The organism is Oleidesulfovibrio sp. (assembly GCF_047973035.1).
Lineage (GTDB): Bacteria > Desulfobacterota > Desulfovibrionia > Desulfovibrionales > Desulfovibrionaceae > Oleidesulfovibrio.
The window spans coordinates 55,176-80,969 of record NZ_JBKEBF010000037.1 but is presented as its reverse complement, the minus strand read 5'-3'; the positions used below and the strand labels follow the sequence as shown (position 1 = coordinate 80,969).

At 51.4% G+C, this 25,794-nt stretch carries 19 protein-coding genes; 3 read left to right on the top strand and 16 right to left on the bottom strand.

What is annotated here, in order from left to right:
• Positions 1 to 305 precede the first annotated feature (305 nt).
• The 8 genes from ACK5LI_RS12590 to ACK5LI_RS12555 form a co-directional block, all read right to left on the bottom strand.
• Entirely contained in the window at positions 306 to 1,637 is a 1,332-nt protein-coding gene (locus ACK5LI_RS12590) for a transcription antitermination factor NusB (RefSeq protein WP_416949857.1), read from the bottom strand.
• Positions 1,627 to 2,511: a DUF116 domain-containing protein gene (locus ACK5LI_RS12585; RefSeq protein ID WP_416949855.1), complete on the bottom strand. Its 885-nt coding sequence runs from the start codon at positions 2,509 to 2,511 to the stop codon at positions 1,627 to 1,629. Before ACK5LI_RS12585 ends, ACK5LI_RS12590 begins: the two co-directional genes overlap by 11 nt.
• 238 nt (positions 2,512 to 2,749) lie before the next feature.
• A complete protein-coding gene (gene fmt, locus ACK5LI_RS12580) occupies positions 2,750 to 3,742 on the bottom strand; it encodes a methionyl-tRNA formyltransferase (protein ID WP_416949853.1) in 993 nt (330 codons plus the stop codon).
• Complete coding sequence (gene def / locus ACK5LI_RS12575; RefSeq protein ID WP_416949851.1) at positions 3,721 to 4,227, bottom strand: peptide deformylase; 507 nt, start codon at positions 4,225 to 4,227, stop codon at positions 3,721 to 3,723. The genes fmt and def overlap by 22 nt, the downstream gene beginning before the upstream one ends.
• A gap of 240 nt (positions 4,228 to 4,467) precedes the next feature.
• Positions 4,468 to 6,285, bottom strand: a complete 1,818-nt coding sequence (gene aspS, locus ACK5LI_RS12570; protein WP_416949849.1) for an aspartate--tRNA ligase — start codon at positions 6,283 to 6,285, stop codon at positions 4,468 to 4,470.
• 72 nt (positions 6,286 to 6,357) lie between these two features.
• Entirely contained in the window at positions 6,358 to 7,611 is a 1,254-nt protein-coding gene (gene hisS / locus ACK5LI_RS12565) for a histidine--tRNA ligase (protein WP_416949847.1), read from the bottom strand.
• Positions 7,598 to 7,870, bottom strand: coding sequence for a hypothetical protein (locus tag ACK5LI_RS12560; RefSeq protein ID WP_416949845.1), 273 nt, complete (start codon positions 7,868 to 7,870; stop codon positions 7,598 to 7,600). The genes hisS and ACK5LI_RS12560 overlap by 14 nt, the downstream gene beginning before the upstream one ends.
• Before the next feature lie 43 nt (positions 7,871 to 7,913).
• Positions 7,914 to 9,521 carry a diguanylate cyclase domain-containing protein gene (locus ACK5LI_RS12555; RefSeq protein WP_416949842.1) on the bottom strand — a complete coding sequence of 536 codons (1,608 nt, stop codon included), beginning with the start codon at positions 9,519 to 9,521 and terminating at the stop codon, positions 7,914 to 7,916.
• A gap of 820 nt (positions 9,522 to 10,341) precedes the next feature.
• On the opposite strand from ACK5LI_RS12555, the gene ACK5LI_RS12550 reads away from it, so the two are divergent.
• On the top strand, positions 10,342 to 11,097 hold the full coding sequence (locus ACK5LI_RS12550; RefSeq protein WP_416949840.1) for a class I SAM-dependent methyltransferase: 756 nt from the start codon (positions 10,342 to 10,344) through the stop codon (positions 11,095 to 11,097).
• Positions 11,098 to 11,538: 441 nt separating this feature from the next.
• On the opposite strand, the gene ilvD is transcribed toward ACK5LI_RS12550, so the two are convergent.
• The 6 genes from ilvD to ACK5LI_RS12520 form a co-directional block, all read right to left on the bottom strand.
• On the bottom strand, positions 11,539 to 13,206 hold the full coding sequence (gene ilvD / locus ACK5LI_RS12545) for a dihydroxy-acid dehydratase (protein ID WP_416949838.1): 1,668 nt from the start codon (positions 13,204 to 13,206) through the stop codon (positions 11,539 to 11,541).
• A 119-nt stretch (positions 13,207 to 13,325) separates the two neighbouring features.
• Positions 13,326 to 14,204, bottom strand: a complete 879-nt coding sequence (locus ACK5LI_RS12540; RefSeq protein ID WP_416949836.1) for a cell division protein FtsX — start codon at positions 14,202 to 14,204, stop codon at positions 13,326 to 13,328.
• Positions 14,198 to 14,905, bottom strand: coding sequence for a cell division ATP-binding protein FtsE (gene ftsE, locus ACK5LI_RS12535; RefSeq protein ID WP_416949834.1), 708 nt, complete (start codon positions 14,903 to 14,905; stop codon positions 14,198 to 14,200). Before ftsE ends, ACK5LI_RS12540 begins: the two co-directional genes overlap by 7 nt.
• 69 nt (positions 14,906 to 14,974) lie before the next feature.
• Positions 14,975 to 17,215 carry a vitamin B12-dependent ribonucleotide reductase gene (locus tag ACK5LI_RS12530; protein WP_416950202.1) on the bottom strand — a complete coding sequence of 747 codons (2,241 nt, stop codon included), beginning with the start codon at positions 17,213 to 17,215 and terminating at the stop codon, positions 14,975 to 14,977.
• Positions 17,216 to 17,870: 655 nt separating this feature from the next.
• On the bottom strand, positions 17,871 to 18,065 hold the full coding sequence (locus ACK5LI_RS12525) for a hypothetical protein (RefSeq protein WP_416949832.1): 195 nt from the start codon (positions 18,063 to 18,065) through the stop codon (positions 17,871 to 17,873).
• A gap of 369 nt (positions 18,066 to 18,434) precedes the next feature.
• Positions 18,435 to 18,923 (bottom strand): periplasmic heavy metal sensor, encoded by a 489-nt coding sequence (locus tag ACK5LI_RS12520; protein WP_416949830.1) that lies wholly within the window; start codon positions 18,921 to 18,923, stop codon positions 18,435 to 18,437.
• A gap of 245 nt (positions 18,924 to 19,168) precedes the next feature.
• Between ACK5LI_RS12520 and ACK5LI_RS12515 the strand changes: the two genes are divergently transcribed.
• Both ACK5LI_RS12515 and ACK5LI_RS12510 read left to right on the top strand, forming a co-directional pair.
• Positions 19,169 to 20,962, top strand: coding sequence for an ATP-binding protein (locus ACK5LI_RS12515; RefSeq protein ID WP_416949828.1), 1,794 nt, complete (start codon positions 19,169 to 19,171; stop codon positions 20,960 to 20,962).
• Between the two features lie 50 nt (positions 20,963 to 21,012).
• The gene (locus tag ACK5LI_RS12510; RefSeq protein WP_416949826.1) at positions 21,013 to 22,401 is read left to right on the top strand and encodes a sigma-54-dependent transcriptional regulator; all 1,389 of its coding nucleotides are present in this window, start codon (positions 21,013 to 21,015) and stop codon (positions 22,399 to 22,401) included.
• A 123-nt stretch (positions 22,402 to 22,524) separates the two neighbouring features.
• On the opposite strand, the gene ACK5LI_RS12505 is transcribed toward ACK5LI_RS12510, so the two are convergent.
• Positions 22,525 to 23,343: a tetratricopeptide repeat protein gene (locus tag ACK5LI_RS12505; RefSeq protein ID WP_416949824.1), complete on the bottom strand. Its 819-nt coding sequence runs from the start codon at positions 23,341 to 23,343 to the stop codon at positions 22,525 to 22,527.
• Positions 23,344 to 23,352: 9 nt separating this feature from the next.
• Complete coding sequence (gene gyrA / locus ACK5LI_RS12500; protein WP_416949822.1) at positions 23,353 to 25,791, bottom strand: DNA gyrase subunit A; 2,439 nt, start codon at positions 25,789 to 25,791, stop codon at positions 23,353 to 23,355.
• Positions 25,792 to 25,794: the final 3 nt, after the last annotated feature.

Below are 25,794 nucleotides of genomic sequence, written 5' to 3'. Positions count from 1 at the left end.
AAGACAACGCCTTACAGGCTCAATGCACTGGTTTGCAATATATAGCAGGATTAGACAGAAGTTACTCCCCCGTCCAAATGGACCACGGCAAAGCTGAGCTTTTCCCTCCACATCCTACCGCCAAGACGAGACATTACGAATCCTAACAAACAGAAACCACTTTCACCACCCGATACATCAAAACCGCCATCACTTACGGGGGTTGCAAAGGGAACCATTTCCTTTGCCCGCCGGAGGCAGACATAAATTGGAACAAAAAAGCCCGCAACACCAGTCGCGGGCTTTTGTCATCTTACGGGTACATATTATTTACGCAGCAAAGCGGCATAAAAGAACTCACTGGCGGGGCTGTCCGGTGGCGTTGTCCACTCAAGTTCCAGCTTGGCGCCTGTGCGCTCAATAAAGTGCTCAATCTGCTTTTCGTTTTCTTCAGGGTTCAGGGTGCAGGTAATATATGCCAGAAGACCTGCTTCCGGCAGAGCTGACCATGTGCTGTCCAGAATCTCTGCCTGAACTGCAACAAGACGGGCTACGGATTCCTGGCTGCGATGCTGCCGGATATCAGGACGGCGGGAAAGGGTGCCGAAGCCTGAGCAGGGCACGTCTGCAAGAACAGCCTTCGGAGCAATGCCTTCAGGCACATGCGAAGCAGGGCCGGAAAACACCGGCACATCGGGCAGGCCGAGACGTTCCAGTTCGATACGCAACCCTTTGAGGCGCTTTTCACTGGGATCGCTGGCAGCGCAAACTTCCACGCCGCGCTCAAGCAGCGCGCAGGTCTTGCCACCGCGTCCGCAGCAGCAATCCCAAACAGGCCCTTCCCACGTTTCAGGCTGGAGCGCGTCCATGACTTCCTGCACGGCAAAAGACTGGCTGGAGGCAATGCCTTCTTCCATCAGCACATACAATTCTGCGGGACGTTTCTGCGCCGGAAAAAGCAGACCGGAGGAACTGTGGCCGATGCACTCAGGATGTGCAGCAAGGCGCTGATGCGTTTCGGGCCCTTCGGGGTGGCGCATATTGATGCGCACACCTGCAGGCGCAGAGTGAGACGAAGCAGTAAGATATTGTTCCGCCCGCTCTTCACCATAGGCTTCAACCCAGATGCGGACAATCCATTCCGGCGTTGCGTACCAGATTGAAAGAAACGCAATGCGGGGGTCAGCTTCATCCGCAAGGGCGTCATGGTACCACTCGGGGCGCAACGGTGCGCCTTCAAGGCGGTCGATATTGCGCAACACGGCATTGGCAAGACGGGAAAGCCCCGTACCAAAGCGTGAACGCACATAACTTACGGCCCAGTCAACGGACGCGTACACCGGAACACGCTGTAAATACAGCATTTCATACACAGACAGGCCAAGGGTTTGCATCAGCTCGACAGGGAGCTTGGAGTCGGCCTTTAAAAAACGGCGAATAAGCCACGATAACCTAATTTCCGACCGCAGGTATCCGTACACAAGTTCCGTAGCCAGAGCAGTATCTTGCGGGCTTAATCGGGCCTCTTTAAGGTTTCCGTCCAGAACACTCTGCACGTCGCGCCCTTTACCCATTACGGCGCGTATAGTTTCAAGAGCGATTGCTCGCGCAGGAGGCAGTAAAGCTCTCTTTTGATCCAATCCAGATTTATTTTTCACGTCTGCCTCGTTTCAGCTCAGCTTCGGCTTTGATGGCAGCCTGAAGGTCGAGCGGAGGTGGCGGGTTATGAATGAACATACGAAGCGCAACTTCCATCAGTTGCATGGGCACCAGAGTATCAAGACAAGGCCCGTTAGGACGCTCGTTAAGTACACCGTACACCGGCAGGGGATAGGTATCCTGAATGCCGGAAGTAAGGTCTCGTTCGCATGCTACGGCCACAATAAATTTCGGACGCTGCTGCACCACAATGCGGCGTGCAATGGTGCCACCGGTAGCCACTGCCAGCGATACGCCGTAGTGGTCACGCAGTTTGATCAGCCCGCCGATGGGGCACTCGCCACAGCGTTTGCAGCGGTCCACGTTATAGGTAAGTCTAACGGCGCAATGACTGTTCTGCAGACAATGCGGTGTAAGGATGAGGATGTCTTCAGGGTTGAACTTACCCGTTTCACCACGAATAAGTTCATTATTCACACGAATAAAACTGTGCCGCACTTTTTCTTTGGGAATGCCGAAAAAACGCGCCAGCATCACCATAAGCGGCAAAAAAAGTTTAATGGTAAGTCCGCGGATGCGGCTTGTGCCAAGCACAGGACTGCCTTTGACGATATTCAACACCAGCCCAAGTGCAGCCCATGCAATAAGCAGAATGAGCGACAGCATAAAAAAGCCGGAAATATACGGCAAGGCGGGGTGAATGTTGGCAAGACCGATGGACGGGATAAGCCATACCAGCAGCAGAACAACGCAGATAAGAACAGATGTTCCGGTAATCAGACCTATGAACAGGCGCTTGCGAGCCCCGTAATAGCGCTCCGGGCCTGCTGCTGCATCTGCCACCGAGCTTTGTTCGGGAGTAAAAGGGTTCATAGGGCGACCTTAGCAAATTGCCGGAAAATCAATCAATACCCGTTGCGGAACGAAAAAGGAGATTTCACTCATAAACACCAATAAACATCTGCTATACAAGCAGGATAGCAGAAGCATAAAAACATGACGGTCAGAAATGGCTGCAGTTATAAGAAAAAAACAGCCAGCATAACCGGAACCATAATCCGGCAAAAAGCTGGCTGCTGAAAAAACTCTGTTATTCCGGCAGAAATCGCTATCAGCACTCATCAAGGCCGACACATTCGGCAAGAGAGCATTCCGAAAGATAACCGCAATAGAACGCCGTTGCGACCATAGGCTTACGACTTGCCGGACGCAAAGAGGAAATAAGGTACAGTTTGTCGCTGCATGCGATGGCAAGCTTATCATCCACAAGACCCACAACAGTACCTGCTGCAATTCCCTCCGGCACGGCTTCGCCCATTACACCGGGTTCAAACCCCACACGGATAGGCTTGCAACCTTCACGTTTAAGCGCAAAAAAGGCTCCCGGCCAGGGATGAACTCCGCGAATGTGCGCATCCACTTCGCGCACAGGGCGGTTCCACGTAATTTCGCCGTCCGCTTTGGTTAGCTTGGCTGCGTGCGTGGCACTTTCGTGGTCCTGCACTATGGGAATAAGCTCGCCCACAACCAGCCTCTCAAGCGCATCAATAAGCAGTCTGCCGCCAAGGTCCGCAAGCTCATCATGCATGGTTGCGGCCGTATCGGTAATGCCGATGCCGGTAGCGCGCTGCAACAGGATAGGTCCGCTGTCCAGGCCCGCCTCCATCTGCATGATGGTAATGCCTGTTACTGCGTCACCATTCATAATAGCGCGCTGGATAGGCGCCGCACCGCGGTACTTGGGCAGCAACGAGGCATGTACATTGATAGCGCCTTTAGGAGCAATATCAAGCACGCGCTGCGGCAGAATAAGCCCGTAGGCTGCAACAATAAGCACATCGGCACCAAGTGCAGCCAACTGCTCTACATCTTCGTCTGCCTTGAAGTTAAGAGGCTGGTACACGGGCAGGCCGTGTTCAAGTGCCAGCTTCTTTACCGCAGAAGGACTACACTCCAGACCGCGACCGCAGGGTCTGTCCGGCTGGGTGTACACACCCGCAACTTCTGCGCCTTCCCACTTCAGAATATGAGAAAGGACAGTAGCCGCGAAATCGGGCGTACCCATGTAGACAACTTTCAGTTTTACTTTTTGCGCTTCAGCCATTTTTTCACTTTGTTGTCGTAAAGAGTGCGTTTCAGACGGCTGATCCTGTCAATGAAAAGCGTGCCGTCCAGATGATCAATTTCATGCTGAAGGCAGATGGAAAGCAGTCCGTCCGCATCGATGCATACGTCGTTACCTTCCAGATCTTTCGCGTACAGGCGGATCTTTTCAGCTCGGGTAACTTTGCTGCGCAGTGCGGGAACGGAAAGGCAACCTTCTTCGGTTTCCACTTCACCTTCAAGCATTTCAAAGCGGGGGTTTACATACGTACGCAAGTCGTTGCGGGTTTCAGGGCCGGAAACATCCACCACGATCAGGCGGCAATTTGCGCCAACCTGAGGAGCGGCAAGGCCGATGCCGTCGGCATCGTACATGGTTTCCACCATATCAGCGGCAAGCTCACGAATTTCATCAGTTATTTCTCCGATATCCTCGCACTCGATGGCAAGGCGTTTATCGGGATATGTCAGTATTTCTCGAATCATTATTCTTTTTCCTGCTTGTCGGCACCGCATCATTGCGGCTCACAAGTAGATAAGCATTGTATACGCCGGTGCAAACCCGCAAACACAACACAGCCCGCGAAAGCGGGCACCGTAAATCTTAACGGTACGGCTGCGTACAGGCATACACCCGCAGCCGCGCGGGGGCAACCATGCATAAGCATTAAATAACCCGCCGCAGTATAAACGCCCCGACGGTAGGTCCGCCGGGGCGTACAGGTTTTAATCCTGCTTTTCGCGCAGCTTGATGCCAAGCTCGCGCAGCTGCTTGGAAGCAACCGCGTCAGGAGCCTGCGTCATCAGGCAGGTGGCCTTCTGTGTTTTAGGGAAGGCAATAACATCGCGAATAGAGGCGGAGCCTGCCAACAGCATCACCAGACGGTCCATACCGAAGGCAATGCCGCCATGTGGAGGTGCGCCCAGTTCCAGAGCCTGCATAAGGAAGCCGAACTGGTTTTCCGCTTCTTCCTTATCAAAGCCCAGCGCGCTGAACATGTGTTCCTGCGCCTGACGGCTATGGATACGGATGGAACCGCCGCCAACTTCGCTGCCGTTCAGAACAAGATCGTATGCGCGGGCACGGGCCTTTGCAGGATCGGTCACCATCAACTCTTCATGGCCGACCTGAGGTGCAGTGAAAGGATGATGGCAGGCAACATAGCGCTTGTCCTCCGGAGAGTATTCAAACAGCGGGAAGTCGGTCACCCACAGGAAGTTGAAGGAATTTTCAGGAATCAGACCAAAGCGTTCCGCCACTTTCAGGCGCAGGTACCCCAACGAGTTGTTCACAACGTCGGGCGATGCCGCCTGAAAGAACACAATGTCGCCCACTTCAAGGCCAAGCTCGGCAGTCAGCGCGGCACGTTCTTCGTCGGACAGGAACTTGGCAATGGGAGACTGCCATTCACCTTCTTTGATCTTAATCCAGGCAAGGCCCTGAGCACCGTACACTTTTACAAACTCGGTGTAGTCGTCAATTTCCTTACGGCTCAGCTCGCCGCCGCCCGGTACGCGCATGGCCTTGACCAGTTCAGCCTTTGCAAACAGACGGAAGCCGGAACCGCGCAGGATTTCTGTAACGTCTTTCAGTTTCAGGTCAAAACGGGTGTCGGGCTTATCAAGACCGTATTCGGCAATGGCCTGATCGTACGGCATACGGGGGAAGGGCACAGGAATATCAATACCCAGAGTTTCCTTGAAAACACGGGACATCAGCCCTTCAGCCATGGTCTGGACTTTTTCTTCGTCCACAAAGCTCATCTCAATATCAACCTGAGTGAACTCGGGCTGACGGTCGGCGCGCAGATCTTCATCACGGAAGCAACGTACGATCTGGTAGTAACGGTCCATGCCGGAAACCATCAGCAGCTGCTTGAAAATCTGCGGAGACTGCGGCAGCGCGTAAAATTCACCTTGATTCATACGGCTGGGAACAAGGAAGTCACGTGCGCCTTCAGGAGTGGATTTGGTCAGGTAAGGGGTTTCCACTTCCAGAAATTCAAGTTCGTCCAGATAGTTGCGGATTGCCTGTGCCGCACGGTGGCGCAGCTGGAAGTTACGGGCAAGACGCGGACGACGCAGGTCGAGGTAACGGTATTCGAGGCGCAGGTTTTCGCTGGCTTCTACACGGTCTTCCACCTGGAAGGGAGGCGTTTTGGAAGTATTAAGCAGCTTCCATTCGGAAACATAAATTTCCACTTCGCCGGTTTTCATGTTGGGGTTAACCATGCCCTCGGGGCGGGGACGCACAGTACCGCGCACGGCCAGCACATATTCGGTGCGCAGGATATGAGCCCGTGCATGTGCATCTTCGTTTACATCCGGACTGAACACAACCTGAGTCAGGCCGTTGCGGTCACGAAGATCGATAAAAATAAGGCCGCCATGGTCACGGCGAAACTGAACCCAACCCATCAGGCACACTTCGGAACCGATGGCATTGGCATTCAGCTCACCGCACGTATTGGTGCGTGCCCAATCGCCAAGTGATTCCACAAATTTCTGGTGATCCTGCTGAATGTCCAAATTCTGGTCGCTCATTGAAGTATACCTCTGTGTTCGGCAGGGGACTTTCTGCTCCCGCCTGTAGTAATAACGTACTAGATAAAAATGTTATTGCGCCACGGCTTCAGGTGCGGCGTCCATGGATACTGTTGCCTGCTCGCCGGAGTCCATGTCCTTGATGGTCACGGTACCTTCTACAAGCTCGTTGCCACCCAGCAGCAACACTTTGCGCACATTACGCTTACCGGCCTGTCTCATCTGGCTTTTCATGCTGCGCGCGGCAAAGCTTACTTCACCTTTCAGGCCGCTTTCGCGCAGAGCCTGCGCCAGCATCATGCCGCGCTCAAGGCCGTCTTCTTCCAGCACTGCCACCAGAAAGTCAGGACGCACAGATTCATGCGCAGCTTTCTGCTCCAGCGCCAGAGCAAGCCGCTCCATACCGCAGGCAAAGCCGATACCGGCCACATCGGGGCCGCCCAGCTGAGAGATAAGACCGTCATACCGGCCGCCGCCAGCCACTGAGGACTGTGCGCCGATATCGCCGCAGACCACTTCAAACGTGGTGCGGTTGTAATAATCAAGCCCGCGTACGAGACGCGGATTAGCCACATACGAAACACCCGCACGGTCAAGCATGGAGACCACGGCCGCATGGTGTGCAGAGCAGGTCTTGCAGGTATGATCCAGAATGACCGGCGCATCGGCGGTCATTTCCTTGCAACGAGGAACCTTGCAATCCAGCACGCGCAAGGGGTTGGTTTCCATACGGCGACGGCAGTCTTCACACAGTTCGTCCGTATTCAATGCGGCAAGAAATTCTTTAAGGGCAGCATGGTAGCCGGGGCGGCAATCGCGGCAGCCCAACGAGTTAATCTGCAGCTCAAGGTCGCTAAGGCCTATACGCTTCAGGAACATCAGCAGCATAATCACGATTTCCGCATCAGCATAAGGTTCCTGCGGACCAAGGCACTCGCAGTTGATCTGATGGAACTGACGCATGCGTCCTTTCTGCGGACGCTCGTAGCGGAACATAGGCCCGAAGGTGAACAGTTTGGAAATCTGCTCCTGACTATGCAGCGAAGCTTCGATGTACGAACGCATAACGCCCGCAGTAGCCTCCGGACGCATAGTCAGCGAACGGCCCTTACGGTCAGGAAATGTGTACATTTCCTTTTGCACCACATCAGTTTCCGCTCCGATGGAGCGGCAGAACAGTTCGGTACGCTCTAAAATAGGAGTACGCAGTTCACCATATCCATACGCGGAAAAAACTTCGCGTGCAGTATTCTCCAGAAAAGTGAACACGTCACTTTCCGGCGGAAACATGTCCGCGAACCCCTTGATCTTCTTAACCTTGCTCATAAAAGCCAGTCCATGCTGATAGGATAAATATACCGGAATATGCCGCATGGCGCAGTAGCCACAACACACCGGTGAAACAGCCTTCTGTAGTCCATCGCGCAGCGGTTGTCAAAAAGAACACCTGCCAAACATCACGGCTCATGCCGCTTTGCAAAGCAGGTAAAAGAACAGACAGGCAATAATTCTGCAAAATAATTCTGCGCGCTAAGAAATTATTTATCCGCTCCCCAAAAAGCCCGATGTAAAAAGTAACCGGCACTCTCAAAATTTCTGTCTATCTATGGCGCATACGCTGGAGCCGTTCATACATGGAGCAACTCATCAGAATATATGGCATACGTACCTTTACCGTCATTTTTTACAGCATACAGGGCGCTATCCGCTTTTGTGCACAAAGTGGCGTAATCCTGACCATGTACGGGGTAGACTGCCACGCCTATGCTTAAACCTATAGCACATTCAGCCTCATCGCTTTTATACCGCAGAGTCACTTCATCATTAAGCTGCCGACACTTAGCTTCCAGAGATGCAAGGTCAGTTATGTCAGTCATAAACACCACAAATTCATCACCACCAAAGCGCCCAAGAATATCTTCACAGCGAAAAAGCGACCGCAGCTTATCTGCTACATCAACAATGACGGAGTCACCTGCAAAATGCCCGAGGGTGTCATTCACAGCCTTAAAATTATCCACATCAATCATAAAAAGGGCATGACGTGTGGCTGAAGGGCTGGATACCAGCAGTTGTTCGATGGCAACTCTGGTTGCCCCTTTGTTCAGCAGGTTGCTCAACGAATCACGCTGGCTGGACTCGAACAAAGCAAGTTCACGCGATTTTTCATTCGAAATATTGCGCACATAGCTGATAATCCTGATTGCATCCGTAATGTCGGAATAGTAGATTTGAACATCCAGACGCAGCCACTGGTACACACCATTTCCATCCAGCTCGTAAGTGACATGATCAAAGCAGGTGAAGGCGTTTTTATATAGCGAAAGGATACGCTTGCGCGAGAGCGCTTCGCCATATGCCTGTCGATAGTCAGGATGTGTAAGCTGATCCTGTATTGCCTCTATCGTGTCCTCATAACACAGATTCTTACCCAGCCCGAGATGCGCCGCAAGCTGTGCCGCATTCTGACCTATAAGAACATTACGCGACATATCGGCTTCCAGCACGTTGCTGTATAGCCTGCTGCTGATGTCATTGTACTCCTGTTGGGCTGCGCATTGCAGTTGCAGTTTCTTCTGCTCCGTTATGTCCCGAACTATCCCTATAATATGAACCTTTTTGCCTTCGTGGTTCAAACTGGTTGTCAGATCGAGTGAAAACCATCTTTCTGCACCGTCCGGGTGAATAAAGCTGCCTTCAACGTGTTCATGCTCTGACTCACCTGAAATTCTGGATAGTGCGGTTTTGATTTCACCCGACATGCGAAGGGTTGTAGAATAGTTTTCAAAATGCTCGGAAAAACGGTCATGCCGCCTGGGGATGCCAAAAAATTCTTCAAAATTGGTTGAAAGATAGGCGCAGTCAGTTTCACTATTCCAATCAAAAAAGACGTCTCCGGTTCGGGAAATTAAAGCCTCATAGCGGCTGTACTCGTTTGAAAGGTTGTGTGCCACGGTCGTACGAAACCGCATGTTCACTTCTTCATCGGCCAAAAAAAAGGTGCTTAAGGTTATAAGCACACTTCCCAGAAGAATTCCGACAACAAGCACATATGAAAAAACAAGTTCGCTACCGGCAACACCATGCTGAAATTGCCCCAGAATACCTGAAAGCAAAATAAAGCCGATCCCCACAGAAAAAATTTTGTAAGAAACAGGCTTTTTATTATAATCCTTCACCACTGCCCATATAAGAAGGGCTACGTTGGATACAGCCAAAATTTGAAACAGCGGCATGAAAACCGCAAATTCAAGAAAAAATATGATTTTTAATGTAACAACAACCAGCCAGAACAGCAGCATTACATTTTTTACTAACCGGATAATATACTGCTTTGTTCCCCAACTGGAATGAATACATTGCCACACAGAATACGGCAAAAAATAAAGGCTTATATATTTAACATTTTCAACTAGTATATTCGTGATTGGATTTTCTGAAACTAAACCACTGCTGCAAATCACCCATACAGCCATAGAAAAAAACAAAAAAGACTGAGCAATGTTTGTTTTATTCTTTGTGTACTGTTGATATTTAGGCAAAAAATGCAACACCATCAGCAACAACGAAATAAATAACAAAGATATCATTGATGCTATGACAGCTATTTCACCTTCAGAAAATGTATTCAAGTCAAAAGTAACATCGACAAATGATAGCGAACTTATACCTTCTGCACTCATCAAGATCACCCCAAGACATCAAAATGAAAGCAGCGCCAATATGCAGTTCAAGGTAATAAACTAACAGTGCTGGCGCGTTATGTGTAATCTTTGATACAATGCTACTTTTTTTGCAATAGCTATCACAAAACTAACAAAAACTACATAAAACCACACAATTTCAAACATTTATATGTAATTTGAACTTTTATTCCTTTTTTTGATAAGAGCCGCAGTTTTTAAAAATACAATTTCTTCAACTTCGAAGATTCTGTTCAATCCTTCCAAACCATAAACTCACCCGCCAATTCGTCTTAGATTGACACGCAGCCTGTGCGTATTGACGCTAGCTGCGCATATGGTATTTTTTTCGCTCGTTATTACGGAGACAATCATGTGGGACGAGAAACACGTTCAGGAATACGAATACTGGCATGCCACCAAGGCTGGTGAATTTGCGCTGCGACAGGAAAAGCGCCTGCTGGAGAGCATGGTCTCCGGCTGGCCACGTCGCGGGCGGTCACTGCTGGAGGTAGGGTGCGGTCCGGGGTATTTTCTGGAAATGTTATGGGAGGCCGGTTTCGATGTGACCGGACTTGACCGTTCTACCGCCATGCTGGAAGCCGCCCACGGAAGGCTGGGGCACAAAGCGGAGCTGAATGTAGGTAACGGCGAGCATCTGCCATACGAAGACAATCGCTTTGACTACGTTGTTCTGCTGGCCAGCCTTGAATTTATGGAAGACCCGGAAACCGCTCTGGAAGAAGCGTTCCGCGTGGCAGCCCGAGGGGTTCTTGTCGGTTTTCTTAATCGCTGGAGCCTTTACTACCTTACACGCGGCAGACCCTGTTTAAAAAAGTCCGATACAGACAAATCCGGCACGCTGCGCAAGGCAAACTGGTTCAGCCCCTTAAAATTGCGCTCCATGCTTCGCGAAGTGGTCGGTGACAAACCCATGACCATGCGTTCCGTTTTGGCAGGGCCTGTCTTTTCGTGGCGTGATTTCTTGCCGTGCGCGCTCTGCAATGGCTGGATATCTCCACTGCCATTCGGCGGATACGCAGCCATCCGCGTAGACCTTGTGAATATCGCTCCCGTCACTCCCATCATGGCGAAAGCCGAAGCAGTAAAAACGGCGCCTACTGCATAATCATTTGCTCAGGCGGCTGTCATACGCACGTCTTACGCATCTCTCATTCAGGGGAGCTATTCTTTATGCTCGTCTTTCACCGAATCACACAAACAAAGCGGCTTACACCTGCGGTTAGGCCATTCATTCCGTCAGCCCGGTGTATGAGCATGGAGCCAGCCCTTGCTGCCTATAATCGCGATAACGGCAACAGGTAAGACAACACCGCCTATCCTTCAGGGGCAAAGGGCAGGGTAGCGGCTTAACCGTACGGTTGGATTGTTCCTGTAACTGCTACCTTTCCCGAAAAGCCCCTACGCGGCTCGGCTGCTATAAACGTTTTCATACAATATTAAAGCACTAACCAGTTCTTTTATTACACGTAATTTCTGCCATAACGCATAAAAAAGGGCACCGGATTCCGGTGCCCTTTTTAGTCTGATGAATCTAGTATTGTTACGCCTAGCGTTTGTACACAGCGCCTTTGGCGGCGGAAGTGACCAGCCTGCTGTAGCGGCGCAGCAGGGGCGAAGTAATCTCTTTTTCCAGCGGGGTAAACGCCTTCCGGCGTTCTTCCATCTCGGCTTCATCCACCAGCAGGTTCAGTTTACGCGCAGGAATGTCGATCTCGATCATATCACCTTCACGCACAAGGCCGATTGGGCCGCCTTCTGCAGCTTCAGGCGAAACGTGGCCAATGGCTGCGCCACGGGTTCCGCCGGAGAAGCGACCGTCAGTAATAAGCGCAACATCCGCGCCCAGCCCGATACCGGCAATGGCCGCAGTGGGTGAGAGCATTTCACGCATACCCGGGCCGCCCTTGGGGCCTTCGTAGCGGATAATGATGGCATCACCTTTTTCTATCTTCTGCGCCATAATGGCTTCAAACGCTGTTTCTTCCGAGTCAAACACGCGGGCACGGGCAATACGCTGCATCATTTCAGGAGCAACGGCAGACTGCTTTACCACCGCGCCTTCCGGTGCCAGAGAACCATACAGAATGGCAATGCCACCCTGCGGCGAATAAGGAGCTTCCACAGACTTGATAACATCATGGTTGCGCACGGCTGCGCCAAGGTCATCAAGGTTTTCGCCCACGGTTTTGCCGGTCACAGTCATGGCATCGCGGTTAATCAGGCCGATTTTATCCAGCTCTGCCATTACAGCGGGAATGCCCCCTGCGCGGTGCAGGTCCTGAATATGCTGATGTCCCGCAGGGGAAAGCTTACACAGGTTAGGCGTCTTACGGCTAACTTCATCAAAAATACTCAGCGTCAGATCAAGGCCGGCTTCGGCAAATACCGCAGGGAGATGCAGCACCGTATTGGTGGAGCAGCCCAGAGCCATATCGGCGGCAACAGCGTTGGCTACGGCTTTTTCCGTAACGATGTCGCGCGGCTTGATGTCCTTCTCCAGCAGTTCCATCACACGCATACCCGCATGCTTTGCAAGGCGCACCCGCGCGGCAGATGTGGCAGGCGTGGTGCCGTTACCGGGCAGCGCAAGGCCGATGGTCTCGGAAAGACAGTTCATGGAGTTGGCAGTGAACATACCAGCGCAGGAGCCGCAGCCGGGACAGGCAGTTTCAGAAAGGTCTTCCAGCTCCGCTTCGGTCATCTTGCCCTGACGCACCATGCCGACGCCTTCAAACACGGTGATAAGGTCAGAAGCCTTGCCGCCTGTTTCGCCTGCCATCATGGGGCCACCGCTGATGAGCACCGAAGGTACGTTCAGACGCAGCATAGCCATAAGCATGCCGGGTACGGATTTGTCACAGTTGGGTATGAACACCAGCGCGTCAAAAGGATGCGCCGTTGCCATGATCTCAATAGAATCCGCAATAATTTCTCGGCTTGGTAGCGAAAAACGCATTCCTTCGTGGTTCATGGCCAGACCGTCGCACACGCCGATGGCAGGAAATTCCATAGGAGTTCCGCCGGCTGCACGAACACCGGCTTTAACGGCTTCGGCAATGGTATCAAGATGAATGTGCCCAGGCACCACCTCGTTGGCGGCGTTTACTACACCCACCAACGGGCGTGACATCTCTTCGCGGGTAAGGCCAAGGGCGTACAGCAGCGATCTGTGAGGGGCCTTTTCCAGCCCGCCAGTCATTTTTTTACTTCTCATGATGTCCTCTGAAAGATGCTGATATGTAGCTGCGCACGCAATGCTTGTATTAACAAAGCATCTAAAAAGAAACTTACCGGAAGGCTTCCGGAAGCATTACGAACACTGCACGAAAAGAATCAGCGTTTTACGGCTATCCAGCTGCTTACAACGCCCATAACCACAGGCACAGCCACAAGCATGGCGACCTGCTCCACAGGCAGAAACGACAATTGCATGCTTACCGGCGGAAACATGAACACGTTTTTAATCTGCGCCCACGTAATCCACAAAAGAGCTGTCGCCAGCAGACCGCCAACAAGCCCCTGCAGGCCGCCGGTAATCAAAAGCGGCAATCGTATGTACCAGTTGCGCGCACCCACAAGGTGCAAAATTTCTATTTCTGTCTCGCGGCTGACCAGAGACAATTTGATGGTATTACCCACCACAAGCGAAAGCACAAGCCCCAGAAAACCTATAACGGGCCACATTACATTACGGCTGAACACGTTCCATGCACGCGCCAGATCATCCCGCACAGGGCTGGCGCCTATGCGTTGCACACCCGGTAAACCGGAAAGATAGGCCATGGTTTCTTCATGCCATGTATCCATATCTTTAGGGCGGGGTTCAAAAGTAAGCACGGCAGTGGCAGGCAGGGGACTTTCACCTATCCACGAGGTATCCACACCGCCCACGCTGGCAAGGTTGCCTGTCAGGGTTTTCAATGCTTCGTCAGGAGTGTACGTGCGCACATCCACAAGCCAGGGCATGTGCGAAAAGCCCTGCCACTGCGAACGGACAATTTTCATATCCGCATCCTTGTGCCAGTACACCTGATACACAGCTTTGCCCCGTGCAGTTCCTAGCGCCTGATCAAGATTGACAAACGCCATTAAAAACAGCCCTGCCAGAAAGACCGCAAGAGTCACGGCAAGCAGTGTAAACAGTTGGGCAAGAGGATGCGCAGCCATATCGCGCACACCTCTGCTAAAGAGTCGCAGAATGATGCCTACCATGCATCCTCCGCTTCGGAGCCTTCAAAAATAGTAGCTCCTGCCCAATTTGCGTAGGTTATTTTGCCTTCATCCAGACGCAGAACGCGCGCACCGGAATGGCGCTCGACCAGCTCTCTGTTGTGGGTAGCCACAATGACCGTGGTTCCATAAGCGTGAAACTGCTTGAAAATATCCAGCATACGCAGCGCAAGATCGGGATCAAGGTTGCCTGTGGGTTCATCCGCAAGCAGAATCTGCGGGTTGACCACAACCGCACGGGCAACGGCAACCCGCTGCTGTTCACCGCCGGAAAGCTCACCGCAGGCGGTGTGCAGCCTGTTTTCCAGCCCGAGGCCGCGGGCAACGGCGCGGACTCGCCTGTCTATATGCAGACGCTGCAGGCAACGTACTTCCAGCGCGATGGCTATATTGTCGTACACGCTGCGTTTAGGCAGAATTTTAAAATCCTGAAATACCACGCTCACCTGACGCCGCAAGGCCGGCAATTGACGCTTTTTCAGGTTTTTCAGATCAAATCCGGCCACACTTACAGAACCGCGGTACACAGGCAACGCGCCATATAGCATACGCATAAGTGTGGTCTTACCGGCACCGGAAGGTCCGCATAAAAAAAGAAAGTCACCTTTTTCCAGCCGGAACGAGACGTTTTTCAACGCCCAATGCGGACCGAAGTTGTGTGAAAGATGCTGAATATCAAGCATGTATTATTCCGCTACAAAAAAGGGGAGCCTATTCAGGCTCCCCCGTTCGCTATGCTGTTATGTGGCGCATCAGCCGCACTTGGTAAAACCGCATGCAGGGCAGATATGGCAACCTTCCTGAAACACCAGCTCTTCGTCGCAATCGGGGCACTGCTGCCTGTTCAAGCCGTTAGGCGAATGAACGGGCACCTTTGCCTTTAAGTACCTGTTTTCCAGCACCCATGCAATGGCATCAGGGATGGAGAGCAGGAGGCCTTTTTTCTGAAACTTAGGATGTTCTCCGCCAATCCCCTTAAGTTGATTGACTATTTCCTCAATTTCCACACCGGAACGCATGGCCAGAGATACCAGCCTGCCGATGGCTTCCGCTTTTGCCGTAATAGAGCGACCGGATTTTCCGATGGTGGCAAACAGCTCGAACGGGCGTCCGTCCACCTCGTTAATGGTCAGATACAGAACGCCGAGGCCGGTTTCAACCTTCTGGGTAAATCCGTATACCACATCAGGGCGCATACGCACAACGCTACTATCTTTTTTATCGCCCTCTTTGGCTTTTTCGCCGTCGCCGGTGCAAAGCACCTGGGACTGCTTGCAGCCGTCACGGTAAACCGTAACGCCCTTGCAGCCGCGCTCGTACGCCATCCAGTAGATATTACGAATGTCATCAATGCTGGCGCTGTTGGGCAGGTTAACAGTTTTTGAAACGGCGTTGTCAGTATGTTCCTGAAACGCAGCCTGCATTTTCAGATGCCATACTGGCTCGATATCCATGGCGGTCACATACACATCGCGCAGCCACTTGGGCAGGTGCTCTATATTTTGCACAGAACCCTTTTGCGTAACTGTTTCCATCAGCTTTTCGGAATAGCAGGATTCGTCTTTCAGAGCCTGTTCAAAATACGGGTTCACTTCTACCAGCCGTTCGCCATCCATGACATGGCGTGCGAAGCTGAGCGCAAAAAGCGGTTCAACGCCGGATGAACAACCTGCAATGATTGAAAGAGTTCCGGTAGGAGCAATGGTGGTTATAGTGGCGTTACGGTACGGGCCAATATCACGCTGTCCGAAAACGGACTCGGCATAGGCAGGAAAAGCACCGCGTTCTTTTGCAAGCTGCTTGGATGCGGCGCGGCCTTCTGCACGGATAAACTCCATCAGCCGGTCTGCCAGCTTTACAGCATCCTGACTGTTGTAGGGGATGCGCAGCTGGTACAAAAGATCAGCCCAGCCCATAATGCCAAGGCCTATCTTACGGTTTTTGTGTACTGTTTCAGTAATTTTATCGAGAGGATAGCGGGACGCATCAATAACGTTATCCAAAAAACGCACAGAAAGCTGAATGATGCGCTTAAGCTCTGCCCAGTCTACGGAATCGGTCACGCTTTTCTGCCCGTCCACGTACAGACCGGCAAGGTTGATGGAGCCGAGGTTGCAGGCTTCATAGGGCAGCAGCGGCTGTTCTCCGCACGGGTTGGTAGATTCCATTTCGCCTTGTGCGGGAGTGGGGTTGTCGCGGTTGATACGGTCGATGAACACGATGCCCGGATCACCGGATTCCCATGCCTTCTGCACCAGAATCTCAAACACTTCGCGGGCGTTCAAGGTTCCTTTTGCTTCACCGGTATGCGGAGCGATAAGAGGGTAGTCTTCACCATTTTCAACGGCTTTCATGAAGTCTTCAGTCAGTGCCACGGAAAGGTTGAAGTTATTAAACTCGCCTTCACGTTCTTTAGCGCGAATAAAGTCCAGAATATCAGGATGGTCTACACGCAGAATGCCCATATTCGCGCCACGGCGTGTGCCCCCCTGCTTAATCTGCTCGGTTGCCGTGTTAAATATGCGCAAAAAAGAAAGCGGACCGGATGCAACACCGCCGGTGGAACCGACACGGCTTTCCTGCGGCCGCAGACGAGTGAAAGAAAAACCTGTTCCCCCGCCTGACTTATGAATCATTGCAGCATGCTTTACAGCATCAAAAATTTCTTCGATGGAGTCGCCCACAGGCAAAACAAAGCAGGCAGCCAGCTGACCAAGCTCGGTGCCTGCGTTCATCAGAGTAGGGGAATTTGGCAAAAACTTCCATGAAGTCATAAGATTATAAAATTCTTTTGCCAGTGAGTCCTTCTTCCACGAAGAGTCTTTGTATTTGTCTTCTTCATTGGCGATGGCAGCTGCAACACGCCAGAAAAGTCCGGTTGCATCTTCCAATGGCTGTCCGTCCGGTCCCTTACGAAAATAGCGCCTGGACAGCACAACTTCCGCATTGGAATTAAGTGTAACCGGCGTTAAATCTTTAGGTTGTTTAGGCATCCCCTTCATGAACTCCCTTCCTTCTTTATTCATTATATCAGTATGTTAAATTTTATCTCAACTTTTGTTAACAAAAATCATTCCTAACATGACTAAAAGAAAAAAGCCATACACAAGCTGTTTTTTATGAAGAACAACAGAACATGCCGTTTTCGTTACACAGAAAGCACTCACATACCTGAACAGGTGCAACAAAAGGCACCCAGACAATATAAAGAAGCTGCATGACCTTAGATAATTCCGGGAAGCTTACACAGTTTGGAGAAGATTCTCAGCAATAAAAAAAAGAAAAGTTTTACCAAGATCCACACAACTTACCGTTAAGTCTATCAAAGTTTTTTTACCCCAGATCATAATACACCGGCAGAGTAACAAGCGACCTGCACTTGATAAAAAAGAAAAGAGTTTATTGGCGTACTGATAGCACGAGGAAGTAAAGGTCAGAATCTCCGGAAAGCCAATGGATAGCTGCAGAAAGACGGCATAGTGATTTAAAGAACCACCTCAGAAAATCACTCACCGGAATAGTAAAATTCATCCTTCAGCCTGCCTTAGTGAGAAGACCTTTATCGGCCTTACCAGAACAACAAAAAGCCCGCCTGCACAGCAGACGGGCAAAAAAGGGTCACACTAATAACCCCGGATGGAGCAATGCTTAAAAATGGGTCTGAGGAGACTGCAAGGCAGCCGTTGCAGCTACAGGCATACCATGAACAAGATTGGTGTTCTTGGGGCGGAAAGAGAAACATCCTGCTGCTAAAGCAAAAATCAGACATCCCATCATTGCACGGTTAACCCAACGATAGATCTGTTGACGATCTTCTCTGTTCATTCTTCTTCTGGTACGCATAAGCTTATCCTCACTTTGATTCTGGCTCAGCTTGCTTACCCATTGTTCAAACTGAGCGACCAATCACGTTGATTCACATATATGACCGCTCTAAAAATTCGTCAAGGAGAATGTGAAAAAAATAACTTAATCATGTATCATATTGGATTTTATATATAAACACTAATGATTGATTACTCGCATAGTATTTTTTTACATAGAATCCCATGTTAACACCTTGAGTTAGCATTCAATTTTTATTTTAAAAAACAAAAAAACCGGCCGGAAAATATTCCGGCCGGTTGGTGCCACTATGTCTGTAGTATCAGTATCGGCAAGGCTTGTTACGAGAAGTGAAGGAGGGCCTCACCCTAAATTACAGGCTAAGTTCTAGTTGCAGCCGAAACCGCCACTGCCATGGAAGCCGCCACCACGGTGTCCGCGCTTAAAGCCGGACTGCAGGCCTACTTCCTTTTCAAGGCGGTCAGAAAGTTCGATATGCAGGTTGCGCATCTGGGTGCGCAGCTTTGCAACTTCGCCGGCAACCTTGCCAACTGCTGCGGGGTCAGCGTTGGGATTGTTGTACATGGCGTTCAGTTCTGCCTGCTTTGCAAACAGCGACTCGCGCAACGGGGTCATTTCCTTATCAGCTTCCGCCACGATTTTGTCATACTCGGCCTGCTTTTCAGGGGTAAGGCTGTTGTAACCGGAGCCCATGCCCTGTCCGCCACCGTAAGGACAATTAACACTTCCCTTACCGTATCCGCCCATCATACTACCGTGACCGCCGCCATGACCATAAGGGCCGGCAAATGCTACGGCTGCAAGAGCAAAAACTCCAAGGGCTGCTACGATAGTTACAATTGAACGAGTCTTCATGGAATCCTCCGTTTTTGTTTGTTGCTTCTTATTTTCACCAAAGTGGTTCACTGATTGCAATTGCTATACATATAGCAACCGCCGTGCCAACAAAGGCAATATCAAGATATTTAAATAAAATCAGAATATTAAAGACAACACCTTTATCAGATGCAAAACTATGCTGTATAAAAAACATACACTTTATTTATAAATACATGTATAAAAATTAAACACCGTACAGATTTTAAACACGGAAACATCGTATGCGCGGAAAAAACAAACATAAGATGCCGGGACCGTTTGCCTCTCCATGGGTAGTCATCGGTGCGGCGGTTATTCTGGGCGTTGTGGTTATTGCGCTTTCGCTTCGCAATATCACAAGGTCTGAAGAATATATGGCAAACCTGCTGCTGGAAAAAGGCGGGTCGCTGATAAAAGCTTTTGAAGCAGGTGCCAGAACAGGAATGCGGGGCAGCGCCATCCGCCTTCAGGTACTGCTGGAAGAAATGGCGGACCAGCCGGACATCGATTTTATAGCTCTTACTGATCAGGAAGGCAGAATTGTTGCGCACAGTAATTCAAAAATGGTCAACTCCCGTCTGTTTGATACTGATGTCACAACATCGATGCTGAAGCCTGACTCACGCCCGAAGTGGAGTATTTTCGGTCAGAAAAATAAACGTTTTTTTGTTGTATACCGACAATTTACACCATTACGGGGCAGATCACCCCATAACGGGCATATGATGACGCGCAAACGCAAGTCAGACTGGGACGATTGGCAAAAGCCGGACGGCCCGCCCCCCACAATTTTTGTCGGCTTTGACGTACAACCGTTTGAAGACGCGCAGAAGCAGGACAGGCAACATACCATGACTATGGCTGCCATCGTTCTGCTTTTAGGGCTTGCCGGTTTTATATCGCTTATATGGGCGCAAAACGTACAACGCACCCGTAAAGAACTGGAAAGTACACAGGCTTTATCAGACGAAATTGTTGCCAACCTGCCGGAAGGGTTGATTGTGTTCGATGCCGCTGATGTGCCTGCCTTTATGAATAACGCGGCACGGGTAATGCTTGGCCTGCCGCCTGCAGAACATAAGCAGGGAGCAAAAGACCTCACTCCGCCGGCACTAGATGAACTGCCGGAATCCTTATTGAGTTATCTGCAGATGCTGGACAGCATGCATGTCTTCAGCGGTAAGGAGGCGGAGTTAATTGCAGACGGGGTTTCCTTGCCTGTCAGCATTCAAGGAGCACGCATCACCGGTGAAGACGGTACCCATATGGGCAAGCTGTTGCTGCTTAACGACTTAAGCGAAATCCGCAGACTGGAAGATGAAGTACGCCGCCGCGAAAAACTGGCGGCAATAGGCAGCCTTGCCGCAGGCGTGGCGCACGAAATCCGTAACCCCTTAAGTTCAATCAAAGGGTATGCCACATACTTCGGCACCCGCTTTGCGAAGGGCAGCGAAGACAGAAACGCAGCTCGCATCATGGTGCAGGAAGTAGACAGGTTGAACCGCGTCATTTCCGACCTTATCGGGCTTGCGCGGCCCTCTGACCTGTCACTCAAGCTGGTAAAACCGGCATCACTGGCAGAAAACGTCTTACGACTGATTATGCCCGATGCCGCCAGCAAAAATATCGACCTTCGATTTGCCGCTGCAGACGACCTGCCGCAGGCGACCATAGATCCGGACAGAGTCACACAGGCACTGCTTAACGTCTGCCTGAACGGGTTGGACGCTATGGAACAAGGCGGAATATTAACCATAAGCGTGGATACAGACTCGCAATCACGGGAAGGTGCTCCGTTACTGCGTTTCAAAATTCGGGACACCGGCACCGGTATATCGAATGAGCACCTTACAACAATGTTTGACCCGTACTTCACCACCAAGAGCCAGGGAACAGGACTCGGCCTTGCCATTGTGCATAAGATTGTCGAGGCACACGGCGGCGAAATTAAAGTTCATTCCGCTGCTGGTGAAGGAACAGAAATATCAATTATTCTGCCGCTGCACCCGAAAAAAACAGATGCAGAACAGGTATAGCCAGACTGAAAAAAGCACGGCCATAGCCGCATGGCATTACGAGGACGCATATGACCAATAACACCAACATTCTCATTGTAGACGATGACGAAGCGCACAGGGCCATGCTGCGCACCATGCTGCGCGGCTGGGGCTACGGAATAACAGAAGCCGATGACGGTTCCGTTGCGGTACAGAAAGTACAGGAGCGCGCTTTTGACGCAATTCTGATGGATATACGCATGGCGCGCATGAGCGGTATCGAAGCACTGCGGCATATTATGGCCCATAATCCGGCTATCCCCGTGCTTATCATGACCGCCTATTCGTCTGTGAATACAGCCGTGGAAGCCCTTAAAATAGGTGCGTACGACTACCTGACAAAGCCTCTGGACTTTGATGAACTGAAGCTGACCCTTGAGCGGGCACTTGACCATACACGGCTTGCTACAGAAAACCGCGAACTGCGTGATTCCATCTCCGCTGGTGAGGCGGCAGCGCGCATAATCGGCCGCAGCGAAGCCGTAAAGCAGCTTACCGAACTGGTAGCCACCGTTGCCCCTAGCGAAGCTACAGTGCTTATTACAGGCGAATCAGGCACAGGTAAGGAACTGGTGGCAAAAGCAATCCACGAAGGCAGTAACAGACGCACAAAGCCACTGGTCACTGTAAACTGTGCAGCCCTGACAGAATCACTTCTGGAATCTGAACTGTTCGGACATGAAAAAGGCGCCTTCACTGGTGCGGACAGAAGAAGAGAAGGGCGTTTTTTACAGGCAGACGGCGGTACGCTGTTTCTGGATGAGCTGGGCGAAATGTCGCTTTCTCTTCAGGCAAAATTACTGCGTGCATTGCAGCAGGGTGAAATTCAGCGGGTGGGCAGCGATAATCTCTTGCAGGTGGATGTGCGTGTCATCGCGGCCACAAACCGCAACCTGCCGGAAGAGGTGGCCGCAGGGCGTTTTCGTGAGGACCTCTTTTACCGGCTGAATGTCATCGGCGTTGCCGTACCTGCATTGCGTGAACGCCGTGAAGATATTCCCTTGCTTGCAGGGCACTTTCTTACCCGCTATGCGGAAAGAAACCGTAAAATGCTTAAGGGGTTCACCCCGCAGGCAATGAACAAGCTGGTCAAACATGACTGGCCCGGTAACGTACGCGAGCTGGAAAATACTGTTGAGCGTGCTGTTATCATGAGCACAAGCGAATACGTAACCGAGCGGGAACTGCCGGCGAACATTGCGGCATTAGCGGGTGATGCCGTGCATGACACGGCACAGCCTGATACCACTGACATAGTGCATGATCCATACGCAGGCATGTCGCTGGAAGACCTTGAGCGGCGCGCCATTGAGGCCACGCTGCGTGAATGCGCGGACAACAAAAGCGAAGCGGCTCGCAGACTGGGTATTACCCGCGCAACGCTGCATAACAAACTAAAAAAATACGGAATGGAATAAGCCCATACGTACATCCAGCCTTTGCCTGCCTTGCGTACACCCCTTATCGCATCGAACAGTCGCATAGTATAAAAAACCGCCCCCGAAGAAAAACTCTTCGGGGGCGGACTTATTGTATAAGGCTTAATGGGCCATCTTATTCTTGAGCATATCAAGCCGCGCTTCGATAACCTGCGGGTTCGGATAGGTATCTTTGATGGACAGCAAAACCTTTTTTGCTTCCGCGTAGCGTTTCTGCTGCTGCAGAACATCTGCAAGAGCCAGCATACCTAGAGCGCGTACCGTGCTTTCTGCTTCTGTCATGCCTTCCAGCTTGCGGAGCAAGTCTTCTGCACGGCCATAATTATTCATGAATATATCCGTCTGCGCCAGCTCATACACGCAACGTGCATGGTATGCCTGCGGCAATTCCTGAATATCAAGGCACGCCCGCAGCGATTCCAGAGCAAGGTCATATTCACCCCTGTCTCTGTAGATTCTTGCTGCATGGCGGTATGCTTCTGCAATATCCCGCGGTGGCAGATCAGGCATAGTCTGATATTTCAGCCAGATTTCCAGAGCCTTGTCGCGTTTATGCAACTCTTCATACAGCGTGGCCAGATCAAACAACACAGCTTGCGCGCGTTCAGGCTCCAGCCCGAATTCAAGATACATGGATTCAAGCAGCTCGGCTGCCGCAGCAGGATTGCCACGAACACCGCGGGCTATCTCCACCAGCTTGTTCCACACGTCCCAGCGGTTTTCCGCATGCGGATACAGTTGCAGATAACGCTCATACTGGCGTTCTGCCTCTATATACTGCTTCTGGGCAAATGCGGCTCTGGCATGCGACAGCAGTTCCTTGCGTTCGTCCTTTTCATCGCAGCCTGCAAGCAGCAGGGCCGCAACAAGGACAACCGCCAGAACACGTGCGCAATGCGCAATGTGCTGCCTATGCTTCATGGAGTAAGCCTATTCCTCTTCAGCCGAAACCTGTTCCTGCTCAGACACGCGGTCAAAGCCCACAACCTGATCGCCTTCGTCAAGCCATACAAGGCGTACGCCCTGTGTTGCACGGCCGACACTGCGGATTTCCTTGATACCCATACGGATAATTTTATTTATGGAAGTCAGTAGAATAAGCTGGTCATTTGCAATAACCGTCATGGCACCCAGTACGTCGCCGGTTTTCGGGGTAACCTTGAAGTTGATTACGCCCTTACCACCACGGCTCTGGATACGATATTTATCAATCAGCGTACGCTTGCCGTAACCATTTACAGAAACAGTCATAATTTCTGCAACAGTGTTGCTTCCCACAGTAACGCAAGCAACAACACTGTCGTCCTGACGCAGTGCGATGCCCTTGACACCGGTAGCGGAACGGCCCATGGCACGTACTTCGCTGCATCCGAAGCGGATTGCGATACCTTTCTGGGTGGTCAGCACAACTTCGCAGTTGTCATCCACTTCGCGCACCATGATGAGTTCGTCATCTTCACGCAGACCAACGGCAATCAGACCTGTTCTGCGGCACCTGGCGTACAGCGAAGCGCTGGAACGCTTGACCATGCCCTTGCGGGTGGCGAACAGGAAGTACTTGTCTTCCGTAAATTCGCGGATGGTAAGCGCAGTATTGACCCATTCATTCTCTTCCATGGGCAGCAGGTTGTTGATGTGCATACCTTTGGCAGTACGGCTGCCTTCGGGTACCTGATGCACTTTCAACTGGAACATACGGCCCTTGTTGGTAAAGAGCAGCAGGTACTGGTGGTTTGTTGTCACCAGAAAGTCCTGCACAAAGTCGCCGTCACCGGTATGCACACCTGCAATACCTTTACCGCCGCGCCGCTGCTGCTGGTAGCTGTCCAGCGAAGTACGCTTGATATACCCGCGACGCGAAAGAGTGATAACCACGTCTTCGTCGGGGATAAGGTCTTCGATGTCGATACCTTCCAGCTCATCTTCAAGGAGTTCGGTACGACGAGGCGTGGCATAGGTTGTCTTGAGTTCATTCAGCTCATCGCGGATAACGCCGCGCAGCACATCATCGTTTTCCAGAATAGAGCGGAAGTATTCAATTTTCTTCAGCAGCTCGCGGTATTCCTCAATCAGCTTTTCATGCTCAAGGTTTGTCAGACGCTGCAGACGCATATCCAGAATGGCCTGTGCCTGCAGTTCGGACAGCGAGAAGCGGATCATCAGGCGTTCTTTAGCTTCCGGTGGAGTCTTGGATGCGCGGATAAGCTCGACAACTTCATCGATGTTATCCAGCGCAATCCGCAGACCTTCCAGAATATGAGCACGGGCTTCGGCCTTGCGCAGATCGTAGTTCGTTCTGCGGATGATGACTTCACGGCGATGCTGCAGGAAGTATTCGAACACCTTTTTCAGCGTAAGCAACTGCGGGCGGTTACCCACAACAGCCAGCATGTTGATGCCGAAAGAGGTTTCAAGCTGGGTATATTTGTACAGCTGATTGATGACGATTTCGGGAATGGTGCCGCGCTTAAGGTCTACAACCACACGGATACCGCGTCTGTCGGATTCGTCACGCAGATCTGTAATGCCCTCAATCTTACGGTCGTTGGCAAGTGCCGCGATTTTTTCCACCAGCGAAGATTTATTCAGCGCATAGGGAATTTCGCGGATAACGATGGACTGGAAGCCTTTTTTACGCTCTTCCACTTCCACACGGCCGCGGATTTTTACAGTACCGCGTCCTGTTTCATATGCTTCACGCAGACCTTTGCCCGCGTAACAGAAACCGTATGTCGGGAAGTCAGGCCCTTTGACCAGCTGCGCAAGATCGGCAACCGTGCATTCAGGGTTGTCCAGTTCCAGCAGCAGACCGTCCACCAGCTCGCCTAGGTTATGCGGCGGAATGTTGGTAGCCATACCAACCGCGATACCGGAAGAACCGTTCAGCAGCAGGTTGGGCACCTTGGTGGGCAACACCGCAGGCTCAAGCAGAGTGTTGTCGTAGTTGGGCCGAAACTCCACGGTCTCCTTGTCGATATCGGCAAGGAATTCCGATGCAAGGCGCGACATACGTACTTCGGTATAACGCATTGCCGCTGCGGAGTCGCCGTCGATGGAACCGAAGTTCCCCTGACCGGTAACCAGCGGATCACGCATGGAGAAGTCCTGCGCCATACGGACAAGAGCATCGTATACGGCAGAGTCGCCATGCGGGTGGTATTTACCGATGACGTCACCGACCACACGGGCCGATTTTTTGGGCGGGCGGGTGTAACCGTTCCCCAGCTCGTGCTGGGCATACATGATGCGCCGGTGCACGGGCTTCAGGCCATCGCGCACATCAGGGATGGCGCGGCCGATAATAACACTTAGCGAGTATTCAAGATAAGATTTCTTGAGCTCTTCTTCAATGGTAACCAGATTGGACACGTC

Coding starts and splice junctions, on each gene's coding strand:
- ACK5LI_RS12585 (WP_416949855.1), bottom strand. CDS start 2,511: ATGAACCCTTTTACTCCCGAACAAAGCTCGGTGGCAGATGCAGCAGCA.
- fmt (WP_416949853.1), bottom strand. CDS start 3,742: ATGGCTGAAGCGCAAAAAGTAAAACTGAAAGTTGTCTACATGGGTACG.
- def (WP_416949851.1), bottom strand. CDS start 4,227: ATGATTCGAGAAATACTGACATATCCCGATAAACGCCTTGCCATCGAG.
- aspS (WP_416949849.1), bottom strand. CDS start 6,285: ATGAGCGACCAGAATTTGGACATTCAGCAGGATCACCAGAAATTTGTG.
- hisS (WP_416949847.1), bottom strand. CDS start 7,611: ATGAGCAAGGTTAAGAAGATCAAGGGGTTCGCGGACATGTTTCCGCCG.
- ACK5LI_RS12555 (WP_416949842.1), bottom strand. CDS start 9,521: ATGCCGCTGTTTCAAATTTTGGCTGTATCCAACGTAGCCCTTCTTATA.
- ACK5LI_RS12550 (WP_416949840.1), top strand. CDS start 10,342: ATGTGGGACGAGAAACACGTTCAGGAATACGAATACTGGCATGCCACC.
- ilvD (WP_416949838.1), bottom strand. CDS start 13,206: ATGAGAAGTAAAAAAATGACTGGCGGGCTGGAAAAGGCCCCTCACAGA.
- ACK5LI_RS12540 (WP_416949836.1), bottom strand. CDS start 14,204: ATGGTAGGCATCATTCTGCGACTCTTTAGCAGAGGTGTGCGCGATATG.
- ftsE (WP_416949834.1), bottom strand. CDS start 14,905: ATGCTTGATATTCAGCATCTTTCACACAACTTCGGTCCGCATTGGGCG.
- ACK5LI_RS12530 (WP_416950202.1), bottom strand. CDS start 17,215: ATGCCTAAACAACCTAAAGATTTAACGCCGGTTACACTTAATTCCAAT.
- ACK5LI_RS12525 (WP_416949832.1), bottom strand. CDS start 18,065: ATGCGTACCAGAAGAAGAATGAACAGAGAAGATCGTCAACAGATCTAT.
- ACK5LI_RS12520 (WP_416949830.1), bottom strand. CDS start 18,923: ATGAAGACTCGTTCAATTGTAACTATCGTAGCAGCCCTTGGAGTTTTT.
- ACK5LI_RS12515 (WP_416949828.1), top strand. CDS start 19,169: ATGCGCGGAAAAAACAAACATAAGATGCCGGGACCGTTTGCCTCTCCA.
- ACK5LI_RS12510 (WP_416949826.1), top strand. CDS start 21,013: ATGACCAATAACACCAACATTCTCATTGTAGACGATGACGAAGCGCAC.
- ACK5LI_RS12505 (WP_416949824.1), bottom strand. CDS start 23,343: ATGAAGCATAGGCAGCACATTGCGCATTGCGCACGTGTTCTGGCGGTT.